12 protein-coding genes are annotated in these 16,197 nt (G+C 63.0%); 11 read left to right on the forward strand and 1 reads right to left on the reverse strand.

The window, feature by feature from the left end:
• Positions 1 to 30: 30 nt before the first annotated feature.
• The gene (dnaE, locus tag DSM14862_RS13725) at positions 31 to 3,567 is read right to left on the reverse strand and encodes a DNA polymerase III subunit alpha (protein WP_040700247.1); all 3,537 of its coding nucleotides are present in this window, start codon (positions 3,565 to 3,567) and stop codon (positions 31 to 33) included.
• Between the two features lie 197 nt (positions 3,568 to 3,764).
• On the opposite strand from dnaE, the gene xdhA reads away from it, so the two are divergent.
• The 11 genes from xdhA (at position 3,765) to DSM14862_RS13780 (ending at position 16,196) form a co-directional block, all read left to right on the forward strand.
• Complete coding sequence (xdhA, locus tag DSM14862_RS13730; protein ID WP_007117872.1) at positions 3,765 to 5,156, forward strand: xanthine dehydrogenase small subunit; 1,392 nt, start codon at positions 3,765 to 3,767, stop codon at positions 5,154 to 5,156.
• Complete coding sequence (xdhB, locus tag DSM14862_RS13735; protein ID WP_007117873.1) at positions 5,153 to 7,567, forward strand: xanthine dehydrogenase molybdopterin binding subunit; 2,415 nt, start codon at positions 5,153 to 5,155, stop codon at positions 7,565 to 7,567. The genes xdhA and xdhB overlap by 4 nt, the downstream gene beginning before the upstream one ends.
• A complete protein-coding gene (xdhC, locus tag DSM14862_RS13740) occupies positions 7,564 to 8,322 on the forward strand; it encodes a xanthine dehydrogenase accessory protein XdhC (RefSeq protein ID WP_007117874.1) in 759 nt (252 codons plus the stop codon). Before xdhB ends, xdhC begins: the two co-directional genes overlap by 4 nt.
• A complete protein-coding gene (locus DSM14862_RS13745; protein WP_007117875.1) occupies positions 8,319 to 9,836 on the forward strand; it encodes an ABC transporter ATP-binding protein in 1,518 nt (505 codons plus the stop codon). The genes xdhC and DSM14862_RS13745 overlap by 4 nt, the downstream gene beginning before the upstream one ends.
• A gap of 42 nt (positions 9,837 to 9,878) precedes the next feature.
• On the forward strand, positions 9,879 to 10,961 hold the full coding sequence (locus DSM14862_RS13750; protein ID WP_040700249.1) for an ABC transporter permease: 1,083 nt from the start codon (positions 9,879 to 9,881) through the stop codon (positions 10,959 to 10,961).
• Complete coding sequence (locus tag DSM14862_RS13755) at positions 10,961 to 11,881, forward strand: ABC transporter permease (protein ID WP_007117877.1); 921 nt, start codon at positions 10,961 to 10,963, stop codon at positions 11,879 to 11,881. The genes DSM14862_RS13750 and DSM14862_RS13755 overlap by 1 nt, the downstream gene beginning before the upstream one ends.
• Before the next feature lie 70 nt (positions 11,882 to 11,951).
• Positions 11,952 to 13,025, forward strand: coding sequence for a BMP family ABC transporter substrate-binding protein (locus DSM14862_RS13760; RefSeq protein WP_007117878.1), 1,074 nt, complete (start codon positions 11,952 to 11,954; stop codon positions 13,023 to 13,025).
• A 114-nt stretch (positions 13,026 to 13,139) separates the two neighbouring features.
• The gene (locus tag DSM14862_RS13765; protein ID WP_007117879.1) at positions 13,140 to 13,757 is read left to right on the forward strand and encodes a glutathione S-transferase family protein; all 618 of its coding nucleotides are present in this window, start codon (positions 13,140 to 13,142) and stop codon (positions 13,755 to 13,757) included.
• A gap of 65 nt (positions 13,758 to 13,822) precedes the next feature.
• Positions 13,823 to 14,761: an aldo/keto reductase gene (locus DSM14862_RS13770; protein ID WP_007117880.1), complete on the forward strand. Its 939-nt coding sequence runs from the start codon at positions 13,823 to 13,825 to the stop codon at positions 14,759 to 14,761.
• The gene (locus DSM14862_RS13775) at positions 14,758 to 15,411 is read left to right on the forward strand and encodes a DUF938 domain-containing protein (RefSeq protein ID WP_007117881.1); all 654 of its coding nucleotides are present in this window, start codon (positions 14,758 to 14,760) and stop codon (positions 15,409 to 15,411) included. The genes DSM14862_RS13770 and DSM14862_RS13775 overlap by 4 nt, the downstream gene beginning before the upstream one ends.
• A complete protein-coding gene (locus tag DSM14862_RS13780) occupies positions 15,408 to 16,196 on the forward strand; it encodes a glycoside hydrolase family 25 protein (RefSeq protein WP_007117882.1) in 789 nt (262 codons plus the stop codon). The genes DSM14862_RS13775 and DSM14862_RS13780 overlap by 4 nt, the downstream gene beginning before the upstream one ends.
• Position 16,197 lies beyond the last annotated feature (1 nt).

A 16,197-nucleotide genomic window follows, 5' to 3' on the forward strand; every position in this document is an offset into this window, starting at 1 on the left:
AAAAGAGCCGGAGCTCCGCAAGATCCGGGGTTAGATTTCTTCGACTTCCATCACCCCGTCAAGCGAGCGGATCGCCCCCTTGATCTGCGGTGTTACGGGGAATTCGCGGCCCAGATCGACCTCGACCTCGCCGGGCAGGCTTGGGTCCATCAGGCAGAACTGCACCGGCCCTTTGCCCGCCGCCTTGACCGCTTGGCGCGCACCGTCCAGCACATCGGCCACCGCCTGAATCGCCCCCGGCCCGTCAATAAAGACCCGCAGCCCCATGCTGCCCGCATCCGCCACCGCCGCGTCGATCGGCGCAACCGACCGGCCCAGCAGCTTGAGCTGGTCGCTTTCCATCGTCGCCTCAACGGTGATGACGATTTTCGAGCCGACTTCGAGATGCTCCCGCGCCAGTTCCAGCGTGTCCGAGAACAGCGTCACTTCATAACCGCCGGTCGTGTCCGACAGCTGCGCAAAGGCAAAGCGGTTACCCCGCGCCGATTTCCGCTCCTGCCGCCCGGCGACGACCCCCGCCAGCCGCGCGTTCATCGCGCCACGGGTGCTGACCTTCTCGGTCAACTCATCGAGCGTGAGGAAAGGCAACCCAGTCTCCCGCGCCCATTTGCGGCGCAGAGGCACCATATAGTCGTCCAGCGGGTGACCTGAGAGGTAAAAGCCCACCGCCTTGAACTCCTCGGCCAAACGCTCTGCCGATTGCCAGTCATCGCACGGCAGCATCCGCGGCTCGGGAAGATCATCGCCCGCCTCACCAAAGAGCGAGACCTGATTGCTGGCCTTCTGCTCGTGGATCGCCGCCGAATAGCTCACCAACCCGTCGAGCGATTGAAACACCCGGCGGCGGTTGCTGTCGAGCTGATCGAAAGCACCCGAACGCACCAGCATCTCCAAGGGCCGCTTGCCGACGCGTTTCAAGTCCACCCGCCGCGCGAGGTCATAAAGCGTGGCAAAAGGCTTATCGACCCCCTCCACCTTGCGCCCCTCAGTCACCAAGCGCATCGCTTCCAAACCGACGTTCTTGAGCGCGCCCAGCGCATAGACGAGCGCGCCGTCGACCACTTTGAACGAGGCATCCGAGCGGTTCACACAAGGCGGCACCCACGGCAGTTCCAGCCGCTTGCGCACCTCTTCGAAGTACACCGCGAGCTTGTCGGTGAGGTGAATATCGCAGTTCATCACCCCGGCCATGAACTCGACCGGGTGGTTCGCCTTTAGCCAAGCCGTCTGGTAGCTGACCACCGCATAGGCCGCCGCGTGGGACTTGTTGAAACCGTAGTTGGCGAATTTTTCGAGAAGGTCGAAAACCTCCGCCGCTTTCTTCTTATCGACCCCATTGGCCATCGCGCCCTTTTCGAACTTGGGGCGTTCCTTGGCCATTTCCTCGGCGATCTTTTTACCCATCGCACGGCGCAGCAGGTCGGCGCCGCCAAGGCTGTAACCCGCCATGACCTGCGCGATCTGCATCACCTGTTCCTGATAAACGATGATGCCTTGGGTCTCTTCAAGGATGTAGTCGATTGATGGGTGGACCGACTCCAATTCGCGCTGGCCGTTTTTGACCTCACAATAGGTCGGGATGTTCTCCATCGGGCCGGGCCGGTAGAGCGCCACAAGAGCCACGATGTCTTCGATACAGGTCGGCTTCATGCGCTTGAGCGCATCCATCATGCCGCTGGATTCCACCTGAAAGACCGCGACAGTCTTGGCGCTGGAATAGAGCTTGTAGGTCGCCTTATCATCAAGCGGGATGGTGGCGATATCGTCGATATGACCCTCGGGCGGCTGGTAGATTTCGGTGCCATCAGCAGCAATATGCAGATGCCGCCCGCCCGCTTTGATCTGATCAACGGCGTTTTGGATCACGGTCAGGGTTTTCAGACCCAGAAAGTCGAACTTCACCAGCCCGGCCTGTTCGACCCATTTCATGTTGAACTGCGTCGCCGGCATATCAGAGCGCGGATCTTGGTAGAGCGGCACCAGTTGATCGAGCGGCCGATCCCCAATCACAACACCCGCCGCGTGGGTCGATGCGTTTCTCAGCAACCCTTCGACCTGCTGGCCGTAGTTCAGCAGCCGTGCGACAACTTCTTCGTTCTTCGCCTCTTCCCGCAGACGCGGCTCATCCGCCAACGCCTTTTCGATGCTGACGGGCTTTACGCCTTCGACCGGGATCATCTTAGACAGCCGGTCCACCTGCCCATACGGCATCTGCAACACACGCCCAATGTCGCGCACAGCGGCTTTGGACAGCAGCGCACCAAAGGTGATGATCTGCCCCACTTTATCGCGACCATATTTCTCCTGCACATAGCGGATCACCTCTTCACGGCGGTCCATGCAGAAGTCGATGTCGAAGTCGGGCATCGAAACACGTTCGGGGTTAAGGAAACGCTCGAACAGCAGCGAATAGCGCAGCGGATCGAGGTCGGTGACCGTCAGCGCATAGGCCACCAGCGAGCCCGCACCCGAGCCCCGCCCCGGCCCTACCGGAATGTTATTGTCCTTAGCCCATTGGATAAAGTCGGCAACGATTAGGAAGTAGCCGGGGAACCCCATGCCTTCGATGATGCCCAGCTCAAAATCGAGGCGTTTTTGATAGTCCTCAACGCTGACTGCATGGGGGATCACCGCAAGACGCGCCTTTAGACCCTCATTGGCCATACGGCGCAATTCGGCAACCTCATCATCCGCAAACTTCGGCAGGATCGGGTCCCGGCGGTAGGCCATGAAGGCGCAGCGCTTGGCGATCTCGACCGTGTTGCTCAGCGCTTCGGGCAGATCGGCGAAGAGCGTGGCCATCTCGGCCTGCGATTTGAAGTAATGCTGCGCGGTCAGACGGCGGCGTGGCTGCTGCTGGTCAACATACGCGCCTTCCGAGATACAGATCAGCGCGTCATGCGCCTCATACATGTCCGGCTTGGGGAAATAGACATCATTCGTCGCGACCAGCGGAATATCCATCGCATAGGCCATCTCGACAAAGCCACGCTCGGTCAGCCGTTCAGGCTCAGGCTGGCCACCGTCAACGGGGTGGCGCTGCAACTCGACATAAAGGCGATCGCCAAAGGCAGCTTTCAACCGCGCCATCAACGTCTCAGCCGCCGGGCGCTGTCCACCTTGCAGCAGCATCCCTACCGGCCCCATCGGGCCCCCAGTCAGGCAGATAATATCCGCGCTCAGCGCTTCCAACTCGTCCAGTGTCACCTCGGCCACCGCCCCGCCCTTGTCGAGGTAGAGGCAAGAGTTCAGCTTCATCAGGTTCTCATAGCCCAATTCGCTCTGCGCCAGCAGAACCACCGGCGCGGGCGGGCGTGGCTTTTCACCCGGCTGCACCTCGACATAGGCCACATCGACCTGACAGCCGATGATTGGCTGCACGCCGGCACCGGCCATGGCGACAGAAAACTCAAGCGCGGCAAACATGTTGTTGCTATCGGTCAGCGCCAGCGCGGGCATACCCGCATCGCGGCACATGCCGGGCAGCTTTTTCAGCCGCAGCGCGCCCTCCAGCAAGGAATACTCGGAGTGGCTGCGCAGGTGAATGAATCGGGGATCATTGGACATGGGCGCAAACTACGCCAGCCACCCCGGAGGCACCAGCGCCGGATCGGCCGTTGCGCATTTTTCCCCCGGTACATTTTTCCTTGCCAAGACGCCCCCCGCCCCGCTAGCCTGACCTCCACCTCGCCCGCGCCCGGTTCTACGCCGCATCGAACCCGCGCATCTTTAGGGCCACTTAGTACCGCGGCGGATGAAAACCGATGGACATCACTTTTCTTCTTAACGGAGAAGTCGTGTCGCTCTCCAACGTATCCCCGACGACGACACTGCTTGATTGGCTGCGCGAAGACCGTGGCCTGACGGGGACCAAAGAGGGCTGCAATGAGGGCGACTGCGGGGCTTGCTCGGTCATGATTACGGACGCGCAGGGCAGCCGCGCATTGAACGGCTGCATCCTGTTTTTACCGCAGGTGAACGGCAAATCCGTCACCACGGTCGAAGGCATGGCAAGCACCGACGGCGCGCTGCACCCGGTGCAAGAAACGATGATCGAACATCACGGCAGCCAATGCGGGTTCTGTTCGCCCGGTTTTGTCGTCTCAATGGCCACGGCACATCTGAATGGGGCGACGGATCATGACGTGCAACTGGCGGGCAACCTCTGCCGTTGTACTGGCTACGCCCCCATCATCCGCGCCGCCGAGGCTGCCGAAGGCACGCCGGTGCCGGAGCATCTGCGCAACCTATCGGGCAAACTGGCCAAAGACATCCCCGCGCCCGCCAAGGCCGAAGGCGCACCCCATGTGCAGCCCGAAAGCAGCGACGCCCTCGCCGCTTGGTATCTCGACAATCCAGACGCCACACTGATCGCCGGGGCCACCGATGTGGGCCTTTGGGTCACCAAAGGCTTCCGCGACCTCGGCGCTGTGGCCTTCCTCAACCGCTGTGCCGATCTGCGTGGGATCACTGAGGACGAGACCGGTCTGCGCATTGGCGCGATGACCACGTTGACCGAGGTTGAAGCAAAGCTCTCCCCTCTGCACCCCAGCCTCGGCACAATGCTGCGGCGCTATGGTTCCACGCAGGTCCGCAATGCCGCGACCTTGGGCGGCAATATCGCCAATGGCTCGCCCATCGGTGACGGCCCGCCCGCACTGATCGCCCTTGGGGCTACGCTGCACCTACGGCGTGGTGATACGCGGCGTGAGATTGCGCTAGAAGATTTCTTCCTCGACTATGGCAAACAAGACTGTGCGCCGGGCGAATTTGTCGAAGCCATCACCATCCCGCGGCAGCATGACACACTGCGCTGCTACAAACTGTCGAAGCGCTTTGATCAAGACATCTCGGCGGTCTGCGGCTGTATTTCGATTACCGGCAACGGCACCGGAATCCTCACCGCCCGCATCGCCTTTGGTGGCATGGCCGCCACCCCCAAACGTGCCGCTGCAGCTGAGGCCGCACTGATCGGCCAGCCGTGGAGCGAAGAGACGATCCGTCGCGCCATGACGGCAATGCAGGACGACTTCACCCCGCTGTCGGACATGCGCGCCTCTGCCGCCTACCGAATGGAGTCGGCCCAAAACATGCTGCTGCGCTATTTCCACGACGCCAACGGGCAGACCACTAATGTACAGGAGGTCTCGGCATGAGCGTTGCAAAATCCCTTCCCCATGACGCCGCGAAACTGCATGTCACCGGCGCCGCGCGTTACGTCGATGACATCCCCACCCCGCGCGGCACGCTGCATCTGGCATTTGGTCTCAGCCCCGTCGCAGCGGGCGATCTGACCGGGCTTGACCTTGATGCCGTGCGCACAGCACCGGGCGTGGTCAAAGTGCTGACCGCGGCAGACCTCGAACATGATTGCGACACCTCGCCGTCGAACCATGATGAGCCGCTCTTGGTGACGGGCGAAGTTCACTTCGCAGGCCAGCCGCTCTTTCTGGTTATCGCAACCAGCCACCTCGCCGCACGCCGTGCCGCGCAGCTGGGCAAGCCACAGATCACCCCGCGCGACCCGATCTTGACGGTTGAAGAGGCGCTCGCCGCCAACAGCCGCTTTGAAGACGGACCGCGCATCTATCAAAAGGGCGACGCCGCCACCGCGCTCGACAAAGCCTCGCGCCGCCTATCTGGTCAGATGGAGCTCGGCGGGCAGGAGCACTTCTATCTCGAAGGTCAGGCCGCCCTCGCTCTGCCGCAAGACAATGGCGACATGCTGGTGCATTCCTCGACCCAGCACCCGACCGAGATCCAACACAAGGTGGCCCATGCCATTGGCCGCCCGATGCACGCCGTCCGGGTGGAAACCCGGCGCATGGGGGGCGGTTTTGGTGGCAAGGAAAGCCAAGGCAACGCACTAGCGATCGCCTGTTCGGTGGCAGCATCGCTGACCGGGAAGCCCTGCAAGATGCGCTATGACCGGGATGACGATATGATCATCACCGGCAAGCGGCATGATTTCCGCATCAGTTATGACGTTGGCTTTGACGAGACGGGCCGCATCACCGCACTGGACGTGACCCATTACACCCGCTGCGGCTGGTCGATGGACCTCAGCCTGCCGGTCGCCGACCGCGCCATGCTGCATGCTGACAACGCTTACCATCTGAACGACATCCGCATCACCTCGCACCGGCTGCGCACCAACACCGCCAGCGCCACGGCGTTTCGGGGTTTCGGCGGCCCGCAGGGGATTGTCGGGATCGAGCGCGTCATGGATCATATCGCATATGAGCTGAGCCTCGACCCGCTCACCGTGCGCCGCGCGAACTACTACACCGACAACGCCCACCGCCCGACCGAAGTTGAGGCCACCGGCACCGCCATCGACAACCGCACCCCGCCGGAGGCCGAGGCGGATCTATCGTCACGCGGCGCGCCCCCTGCGCCCACCGACAAAGCTCCGATCCCGGCCATGCCGTCCGATGTGCAAACGACGCCCTACCAGCAGCCGGTCACCGATTGCATTATCAACGCCCTGACCGACCGACTGGTCGAAAGCTGCGATTACGAGGCCCGCCGCGCCGCAATCGCTGAATGGAACGCGCAAAACCCGCTGCTGAAACGCGGCATCGCGATCACGCCGGTAAAATTCGGCATTTCCTTCACGCTCACGCACCTCAACCAAGCCGGGGCGCTGGTGCATGTCTATCAGGATGGCTCAATTCACCTGAACCACGGCGGGACCGAGATGGGGCAAGGGCTGTTCCAGAAGGTTGCGCAAGTTGCCGCCTCGCGCTTCGGCGTCTCACCTGAGGTGGTCAAGATCACCGCCACAGACACCACCAAAGTGCCCAACACCTCGGCCACGGCGGCGTCTTCGGGGTCTGACCTTAACGGCATGGCGGCACAAAACGCCTGCGACACGATCCGCGAGCGCATGGCCGAGCATCTGGCTGAACGCTACCAGACGACGCCGGATCAGGTGCAATTTGCCGACGGCATGGTGCGCATCGGCGGCGAACAGATCACCTTCGCCGCGGCCGCCGCATCGGCCTATGAAAACCGCGTCAGCCTGTCGGCCACCGGCTTTTATAAAACCCCCGACATCGAATGGGACCGCATCGCCGGGCGTGGGCGGCCGTTCTACTACTTCGCTTATGGTGCTGCCTGCACCGAGGTGGTGATCGACACGCTGACCGGCGAAAACCGCATTCTGCGCGCAGACCTTTTGCATGACGCTGGTGCCTCGTTGAACCCGGCGCTGGACATCGGCCAGATTGAGGGCGCCTACGTCCAAGGCGCGGGCTGGCTCACGACCGAGGAACTGGTCTGGGACGAGACCGGCACCCTGCGGACCCACGCACCTTCGACCTACAAAATCCCAGCCTGCTCCGACCGCCCGCCGGTATTCAACGTGGCGCTCTGGGACCAGCCGAACCCGGTACAGACGGTCTACCGCTCCAAGGCCGTGGGGGAGCCGCCGTTTATGTTGGGCATCTCGGCCTTCATGGCCCTGTCGGATGCGGTCGCGGCCTGCGGGAGCAGCTACGGCGACCTGCAAGCGCCCGCCACCGCCGAGGCTGTGCTTGCCGCCGTTGGAAGGGCACGGAAATGACCGCGATCTACGTCGAGGTCACCGCCACGCGCGGATCGGCCCCGCGGGATGCGGGCACGGCGATGAAGGTCACGCCCGACACCATAGACGGGACCATCGGCGGCGGCGCGTTGGAGCATCAGGCGATTGCCCATGCCCGTCGCCTGCTGGCCGAAGGGCGTTTCGAGGACAGCCAAACCCTGCCCCTCGGCCCCGGCCTTGGCCAATGCTGCGGCGGCGCGGTGAACCTGCGCTACACTGCCGCGCCCCGCCCGCTCGACAACCCCACGCCGCTGCCGCTGGACGCCACATTCGGGAGCGACACGCCCCTCTGGCTTTGGGGGGCGGGGCACGTGGGCCGCGCGGTGGTGGCCGCCTGCCCAGCCAACGCCTTTGCCATCACATGGATCGACAGCGCGCCAGACCGTTTCCCAGCCACCATCCCCGCCCATGTCACCGCCACCCCCGCCGCCGACATGCCGCGCCTTGCCGCACACGCACCGCAAAACGCGCACCACCTGATCTTCACCTATTCTCATGACATCGACCTCGCCCTTTGCGCGGCTTTGCTGAAACGCGGGGCGGAAACTGTCGGCCTGATCGGTTCTGACACAAAAAAATCACGCTTTTCCCGCCGCTTGCGCGACATGGGGCTGGACCCCTCTGGCATCATCTGCCCTATTGGCGATAAATCGCTTGGCAAGCTGCCCGCCCAGATTGCACATGGTGCGTTGATCGCTCTCATCGCCCGGACCCAGACAAAGGTTTCCGCATGACTGATAAACTTCTCGACCTCTCCGGGTTGACCAAGGCCTACCCCGGCGTCGTCGCGAACGATGACGTTTCCCTGCGGATCGCTCCGGGTGAGGTTCACGCCCTGCTGGGTGAGAACGGCGCGGGCAAATCCACGCTGGTCAAAATGATCTATGGGTTGGTCAAACCCGACGCGGGCCAGATGCAGATGCGCGGCGAGACTTTCGCCCCAGCAAACCCCCATGCGGCGCGGCAAGCGGGCGTGGGCATGGTGTTCCAGCACTTCTCGCTTTTTGACGCGCTGAGCGTGGCCGAGAATATCGCACTTGGCATGGAAAACCCGCCGCGTATGCGCGAGCTGAGCCAGCAGATCCGCGATGTCTCAGACACCTACGGCTTGCCGCTGGCGCCGGATCGCATCGTCGGCGATCTTTCGGCTGGGGAGCGTCAGCGCGTTGAGATCATCCGCTGCCTGCTGCAAGAGCCCAAGCTGCTGATCATGGACGAGCCGACCTCGGTCCTGACCCCGCAAGAGGTTGAAATCCTGTTCAAAACCCTGCGCAAGCTCAGCGCCGAAGGCACCGCGATCCTCTATATCTCGCACAAGCTCGAAGAAATCCGCAGCCTGTGCGACAGCGCCACGATCCTGCGGTTGGGTAAGGTCGTCGGCCATTGCACCCCGCGCGAGACCTCGGCGCGCGACATGGCCGAGATGATGGTCGGCTCTGCGCTGAAAACGCCCACGCGCGACAGCAAGGCGCCGGGCGAGGTGACGCTAACGCTCAACAAACTCTCGGCGCGGTCGCCCCACGCTTTCGGCATGCCGCTGCGCGAAATCTCGGTTGAGGTGCGACGCGGCGAGGTGTTGGGCATCGGCGGGGTCGCCGGCAATGGGCAAGACGAACTTCTGAACGCGCTCTCGGGTGAGACGCTGGTCGGCGCGGGCATGGTCACCTTTGACGGGCGCGATATTGGCCTTCTTGGCCCCACCGCGCGCCGGGCGCTTGGCGTATTGACGGCCCCCGAAGAACGCCTCGGCCATGCTGCTGTGCCGGATATGTCGCTCACCGAAAACGCCATGCTGACCGGGGCCGCCCGCGAGGGTCTGGAGCGCGGTGGCATGCTCGACTGGGCCAAGGCGCGCAGCTTTGCCGAGAAAATCATCAAGACGTTCGACGTGCGCACCCCCGGCCCCGGCAATGCGGCGCGGTCGCTGTCGGGTGGGAACCTGCAGAAATTCGTCATCGGACGCGAGGTGCTGCAACGGCCTGAGCTTTTGGTGGTGAACCAGCCAACATGGGGCGTGGACGCCTCTGCTGCCGCCGCGATCCGGCAGGCGCTCTTGGACCTCGCCTCGGGCGGGACCGCCGTGATCGTCATCAGCCAAGACCTTGATGAGCTGATGGAGATTTCCGACAATTTTGCCGCGCTGAACGAAGGCCGCCTATCCCCGACGCGCCCCGCGCAGGGGCTGACGGTCGACGAGATTGGCCTGATGATGGGCGGCGCGCATGGCATGGAGGTGGCGCATGTTTGACGCAGACCTCGCAACTTTCACTCTGACCATTGGGGGTGATCTGTGATCCGCCTAGAAAAGCGCCCGCAGCCCAGCCGGGCCCTCTCGCTGTCGACACCGATCATGGCGGTGTTGGCGACATTCGTTTTTGGCGGGCTGCTGTTCGCCGTGCTGGGCAAAGACCCGGTTGAGGCGCTGCAAACGATCTTTTGGCAGCCGATCTTTGGCGAATATGCCTTCTACTACCGCCCGCAACTGCTGATCAAAGGGGCACCATTGGTGCTGATCGCCATCGGCCTCAGCCTGGGGTTCAAGGCTGGCATCTGGAACATCGGGGCCGAAGGGCAGTACATCATGGGCGCCATCTTTGGCGCGGCTGCGGGTCTGGCGTTCTACCCCGCAGAGGGCTGGTACGTTTTCCCGCTGATGGTGATCGCGGGCGCATTTGGCGGGTGGCTTTGGGCGATGATCCCGGCCATTCTCAAAGTGCGCTTTGGCACCAATGAAATCCTCGTCTCGCTGATGCTGGTCTATGTGGCCGAGCAGTTCCTTGCCTCTATGTCATTGGGATTGCTAAAAAACCCAGAGGGCTACGGCTTTCCCGGCTCGCGCAACCTGCAACAATATGCGCCTGCGCATAACGCCGAACTGTTCGCCGGCTCGGGCATGCATTGGGGCGTGGTCGCGGCGCTCATCGCGGTGATCTTTGCCTATGTGCTGTTAACCAAACACCGTCTCGGCTTTGCCATCCGCGTCACCGGCGAAGCGCCCCGCGCCGCGCGCTTTTCGGGCGTGAACCCGGCACGGCTGGTGCTGTTTTGCCTTGGCACTTCGGGCCTGCTCGCCGGGCTTGCGGGGATGTTCGAAGTCTCCGGGCCGTCTGGTCAGATCACCATCGACTTCAATGTGGGCTACGGCTTCACTGCGATCATCGTGGCTTTCCTTGGCCGTTTGCACCCCATCGGCATCCTGCTCGCAGGTGGGTTGATGGCGCTGACCTATATCGGCGGTGACATCGCGCAATCCAACCTCGGCCTGCCCGCCGCCGCGATCCAAGTGTTTCAGGGGATGCTTCTGTTCTTCCTGCTCGCTCTGGACGTTCTCACCCATTACCGGCTGCGCATTGGCGCGGCGGAGGCTGTCTGATGGATCTTTCCGCAATCAACCCGCTCTTGTTCGTCGCAGGCTTTCTGGTCGCGGCCACGCCGCTGATCTTTGCCGCCATCGGTGAACTGGTGGTCGAGAAATCCGGCGTGCTGAACCTCGGTGTCGAAGGCATGATGATCACCGGCGCGATCTGCGGCTTTGCCACGGCGGTCGAGACCGGCTCGCCGCTCTTAGGATTCGCCGCCGCTGCTGTCGGGGGCGCGGCGCTGAGCCTGCTCTTTGCCTTCCTGACCCAAGTCACTCTGGCGAACCAAGTCGCCTCTGGCCTCTCGCTCACCCTCTTCGGCCTCGGCCTGTCAGCTCTCATCGGGCAAAGCTACGTCGGGATCAAACCGCCACGTTTGGGCGATATCGATTTCGGCCCGCTGGCCGACATCCCCGTCATTGGGCCGATCCTGTTCACCCATGACATCATCCTCTATCTCGGCATCGCTCTGGTGGCAGGTGTCTGGGCGGTGCTGAAATTCACCCGCGCCGGGCTGATCCTACGCGCCGTGGGCGAAAGCCACGATGCGGCCCATGCGCTTGGCTATAAGGTCAAGCGCATCCGTACGGCAGCAATTCTCTTCGGTGGCGCCTGCGCAGGTCTTGGCGGCGCCTACATCAGCCTGATCCGTGTGCCGCAATGGACCGAAGGCATGACCGCCGGGATCGGCTGGATCGCCCTCGCCCTCGTCGTCTTCGCCAGCTGGAAGCCTTGGCGCGCGCTGCTGGGTGCCTATCTTTTCGGCGGCATCACCCAGTTGCAGTTGAACTTGCAAGGCGCGGGCGTTGCCATTCCTGTGGAGTATCTGGCAATGTCGCCGTATATCATCACCATCATCGTTCTGGTGGTGCTGTCGGCAGACAAAAGCGCCGCGCCGGCCTCGCTGGGCCGCACCTTCCACGCCTCAAACTAGGGGCATCACATCTCGCGGTCTCGGCCGCACATCAAGCCCCGGCAAGGGGCACGTAAACAGGGGAAACCTCATGAAACTAACCACCCTTATGACCAGCGCCGCCATGGCGCTTGGCCTCGCGACCGGTGCGATGGCCCAAGACAAGACCAAGGTCGGTTTTGTCTTTGTTGGCCCCGTGGGCGACGGCGGCTGGACTTACGAGCATAACGAAGGCCGCTTGGCCGTCGAAGAAGAATTCGGCGACAAGGTCGAGACCGTCTTTGTTGAAAGCGTTGCCGAAGGCCCCGACAGTGAGCGTGTGATGACCCAGATGGCGCTCGACGGCGCGGACCTGATCTTCACCACGTCCTTTGGCTACATGGACCCCACGATCAACGTCGCCAAGAAATTCCCCGATGTGAAGTTCGAGCACGCCACCGGCTACAAACGCGCCGACAACGTCTCGACCTATTCCGCGCGCTTCTACGAAGGCCGCGCCATTCAGGGCCACATCGCGGGCTCGATGACCGAAAGCAACATCATCGGCTACATCGGCTCCTTCCCGATCCCCGAAGTGATCCGCGGCATCAACTCCGCCTATATCCACGCCAAGAAAGTGAACCCCGACGTTCAGTTTAAAATCGTCTGGGCCTACACATGGTTTGATCCGGCCAAAGAAGCCGACGCCGCCAAGGTGCTGATCGAACAGGGTGCCGACGTGGTGCTGCAGCACACCGATTCCACAGCTCCCCAAGCAGCGGCACAGGAAGCGGGCAATGTGATCACCTTCGGTCAAGCCTCCGACATGGCGCAATACGGCCCCAAGCCGCGCGTCTCCTCGATCATCGACGACTGGGCGCCCTACTACATCGACCGCGTCAAAGCGGTCATGGATGGCACATGGGAATCCAAAGACACATGGGACGGCATTGGGCCGGGCATGGTCGGCATCGGCGAGATCTCTGACGCTGTGCCTGCGGACGTGAAAGCCGAAGCGCTGGAACTGAAAGACAAGATCGCATCGGGCGACTACCACCCCTTCACCGGGCCGATCAACAAGCAGGACGGCTCCGCGTGGCTGGCCGAAGGCGAGACCGCCGATGACGGCACGCTCGCGGGCATGAACTTCTATGTCGAAGGCATCGAAGGCACGATTCCGCAATAAGTCGAACGGGCTGACAGATGACAGGGGCGCACGGGCAACCGCGCGCCCCTTTTTCATTGCGGCCCGTGTCGGTGTTGCTAGGCTCGGCCTTCCCACTCCGTGAAAGGCCTTGCCATGATCACCGTGCACCACCTCAACCGCTCCCGCTCACAGCGCATCCTTTGGCTGCTTGAGGAGTTGGATCAGCCCTACGACGTCATCCGCTACCAACGGGATGCCAAAACCAACCTCGCCCCGCCCGAATTGAAACTGGTGCACCCTCTGGGCAAATCCCCGATGATCGAGATTGACGGCCAGTTGGTTGTCGAAAGCGCCGCGATCGTTGATCTGCTCTGCACCCGCTTTGCGCCAGAGATGATCCCCGAGCGCGACACGCCCGCTTTCCTGCGCCATACGGAGTTGATGCATTTCGCCGAAGGCTCTGCCATGACGCCGATCCTGCTGAACCTCTATGTCTCGCGCTTGGGCGATGCCGCCGCGCCCCTACATCCGCGTATCAGTTCCGAGTTGGACAACCACTACAGCTATATGAACAGCCTCGTGCGCCCCTCCGGCCACTTCGTACAAGATACGCTTTCGGCGGCGGACATCATGCTCAGCTTTCCTGCCGAAGTCGCCATGCGCCAAGGCCGCGGCGCAGATTATCCGGCCCTCAAGGGCTTTGTAGAGATGATCCACAACCGCCCCGCCTATCAACGCGCGCTCGAGAAAGGCGAGCCGCAAGACGCCTAGCGCCCCACCGCCTGCCCCGCGCCAAACCCATTGCGCGCGGGCGGCACCCATGCCACCAATCGTGCATGAACCGGATGCTCACCAGCCTTGACGGCACCCCCGCCAGCCGCCTCGCCTTCGGCACGATGCAATTCGGTGGCCGCGCCGATGCGGCGGCCTCCCGCGCGATGTTCGACGCCTGTATCGCGGCGGGGATCACCCATTTCGACACGGCGCATGTCTATACCGATGGCGCCTCTGAAACGCTGCTGGGCCAGTTCGTGCAAGACCGCCGCGACAGCCTGATCGTGGCCACCAAAGCCGCCTATACCGGCGGTGCAGGTCGCGCCAATATCCTCGCCTCTGCCGAAACGTCGCGCCAGCGGATGCAGCTTGATACGCTTGATGTGCTCTACCTGCACCGCTTCGACCCAGACACACCGCTGACCGAAAGCTTCGCCGCGCTGGCCGAGGTAAAACAGCAGGGCCACATTCGCAAAGTAGGCCTGTCAAACTTCGCCGCATGGCAGGTCGTCAAAGCGGCCCATATCGCCGCCGACTTCGGCCTAGAGATCACGGTGATCCAGCCGATGTACAACCTCGTCAAACGTCAGGCCGAGGTGGAAATCCTGCCCATGGCCCATGACCTCGACATCCTCGTCGCGCCCTACTCCCCCCTGGGCGGTGGGCTGCTGACCGGGAAATACGCCACCGGGGGCACAGGTCGCCTCAGCGAAGATGACCGCTATGCCGCCCGCTACGGCCAAGAAGCGATGCACGGAGCTGCTGCCGGTCTTGCCGCCCTCGCCCGCGATCTCGGCACCCACCCTGCGACCCTCGCCGTGGCTTGGGCCGCGGCACATCCAACGGCACCAACACCGATCATCTCCGCCCGCTCTCTGGCACAGCTTGAACCCTCGCTGGCCGCGCTGACCTACCAGATGACACCGCAGACCTACGCCGCGATTGCGGCCCTCTCGCCCACGCCCCCGCCCGCGACAGACCGGCTGGAAGAACAGACATGACACGTCTTCCGCCCAGTGCCAGCGTCGCCGAGAACGCCGGCGGCGACCGGCTCTTTGCCCCCGCCGCCGCACGCAACCTCGACGCGCTCTGCAATCTGCTCGCAGTTCACGCCCCACCAACAGGCCGCGCGTTGGAAATCGCCAGCGGCACCGGCCAACATGTGGTCGGTTTCGCCAAACGCTTGCCCCGCCTCACTTGGCACCCCAGCGACATCGACACCGCCCGCCGCGCCAGCATCAACGCCCATGCCGCCGACGCAGACCTGCTCAACATCGCGCCTGCCCTACCGCTCGATGCGACTCTACCCGGCTGGGCTGCCGAGCATGGCCCCTTCGACCTCATCATGCTCGCCAATCTACTCCACCTGATCTCAACGCCCGCCACGCAATGCCTCATCACCGAAGCCGCCGCAGCCCTCGCCCCCGGCGGCAAGCTAATCCTCTACGGCCCCTTCAAGCGCGCAGGCGAACTCACCTCTCCCGGCGACACCCGCTTTGACGCTGAACTGCGCGCAGCCGACCCAATGATCGGCTACAAAGACAACCTCGACATGGCCCGCTGGCTCAGCGATGCTGGGCTCAGCCCCATCGATGAGGTGGACATGCCCGCCAACAATCTCGCCTTTATCGCAGGAAACCCCAGCCCATGATGCTCCGCCGTGCTTTGATCCTGTCGCTTCTGACCCTCGCCGCTTGCGGCGCCCCAAGCGCCCCACCCCCGGCGGCCCCCGGCGTGCTCTTCACAGCAAAATTCAGCGACAGCGATCCGGTGGATTTCAACGGTCGCAACCCGCAATCCTATCCCGTCCACGGCATCGACGTGGCCCGTTTTCAAAACAACATTAATTGGAATACCGCCCGGCAAAACGGCGTGAACTTCGCCTTCATCAAAGCAACCGAAGGTGGCGACCTGAAAGACATCAACTTCGACACCCACTGGCAAGGCGCGGGTCAAGCGGCCGTAAAGCGCGGCGCCTACCACTTCTACTACTTCTGCACCTCACCCGAGGATCAGGCCCGCTGGTTCATCCGCAACGTGCCGCGCACCCCCGGCATGCTGCCCCCGGTGCTCGACATGGAATGGAACCCCTTCTCTCCCACCTGCGCCCACATCCGCCCCCCGGCAGCCGAAGTCCGCGACCAGATGCGCCGCTGGCTCAATGTGGTCGAGCGTCACTACGGCCAACGCCCCATCATCTACACCACACCCAAATTCTACCGCGAAAATGACCTCGACGGCTTCAACGGCTATGACTTCTGGCTGCGCACCACCGCCAAAGCCCCTGCCGAAGCCTATCCCGGCCAAACCTGGCGCTTCTGGCAATATAGCGCCACCGGCATCGTTCCCGGCATCGGCGGTGACGTAGACATCAACGCCTTCTCCGGCAGCCGCGCCGAGTGGCAAAACTGGGTCGCCACCCGCGCCCTGCGCTAAC

The organism is Sulfitobacter indolifex (genome assembly GCF_022788655.1).
Classification (GTDB): Bacteria; Pseudomonadota; Alphaproteobacteria; order Rhodobacterales; family Rhodobacteraceae; genus Sulfitobacter; species Sulfitobacter indolifex.

Excerpts from the sequence above, each read along its gene's own strand:
- DSM14862_RS13760 (WP_007117878.1), top strand. The coding sequence starts at position 11,952 with ATGAAACTAACCACCCTTATGACCAGCGCCGCCATGGCGCTTGGCCTC.
- xdhA (WP_007117872.1), top strand. The coding sequence starts at position 3,765 with ATGGACATCACTTTTCTTCTTAACGGAGAAGTCGTGTCGCTCTCCAAC.
- DSM14862_RS13780 (WP_007117882.1), top strand. The coding sequence starts at position 15,408 with ATGATGCTCCGCCGTGCTTTGATCCTGTCGCTTCTGACCCTCGCCGCT.
- dnaE (WP_040700247.1), bottom strand. The coding sequence starts at position 3,567 with ATGTCCAATGATCCCCGATTCATTCACCTGCGCAGCCACTCCGAGTAT.
- xdhB (WP_007117873.1), top strand. The coding sequence starts at position 5,153 with ATGAGCGTTGCAAAATCCCTTCCCCATGACGCCGCGAAACTGCATGTC.
- DSM14862_RS13755 (WP_007117877.1), top strand. The coding sequence starts at position 10,961 with ATGGATCTTTCCGCAATCAACCCGCTCTTGTTCGTCGCAGGCTTTCTG.
- DSM14862_RS13770 (WP_007117880.1), top strand. The coding sequence starts at position 13,823 with ATGAACCGGATGCTCACCAGCCTTGACGGCACCCCCGCCAGCCGCCTC.
- DSM14862_RS13765 (WP_007117879.1), top strand. The coding sequence starts at position 13,140 with ATGATCACCGTGCACCACCTCAACCGCTCCCGCTCACAGCGCATCCTT.
- xdhC (WP_007117874.1), top strand. The coding sequence starts at position 7,564 with ATGACCGCGATCTACGTCGAGGTCACCGCCACGCGCGGATCGGCCCCG.
- DSM14862_RS13745 (WP_007117875.1), top strand. The coding sequence starts at position 8,319 with ATGACTGATAAACTTCTCGACCTCTCCGGGTTGACCAAGGCCTACCCC.
- DSM14862_RS13775 (WP_007117881.1), top strand. The coding sequence starts at position 14,758 with ATGACACGTCTTCCGCCCAGTGCCAGCGTCGCCGAGAACGCCGGCGGC.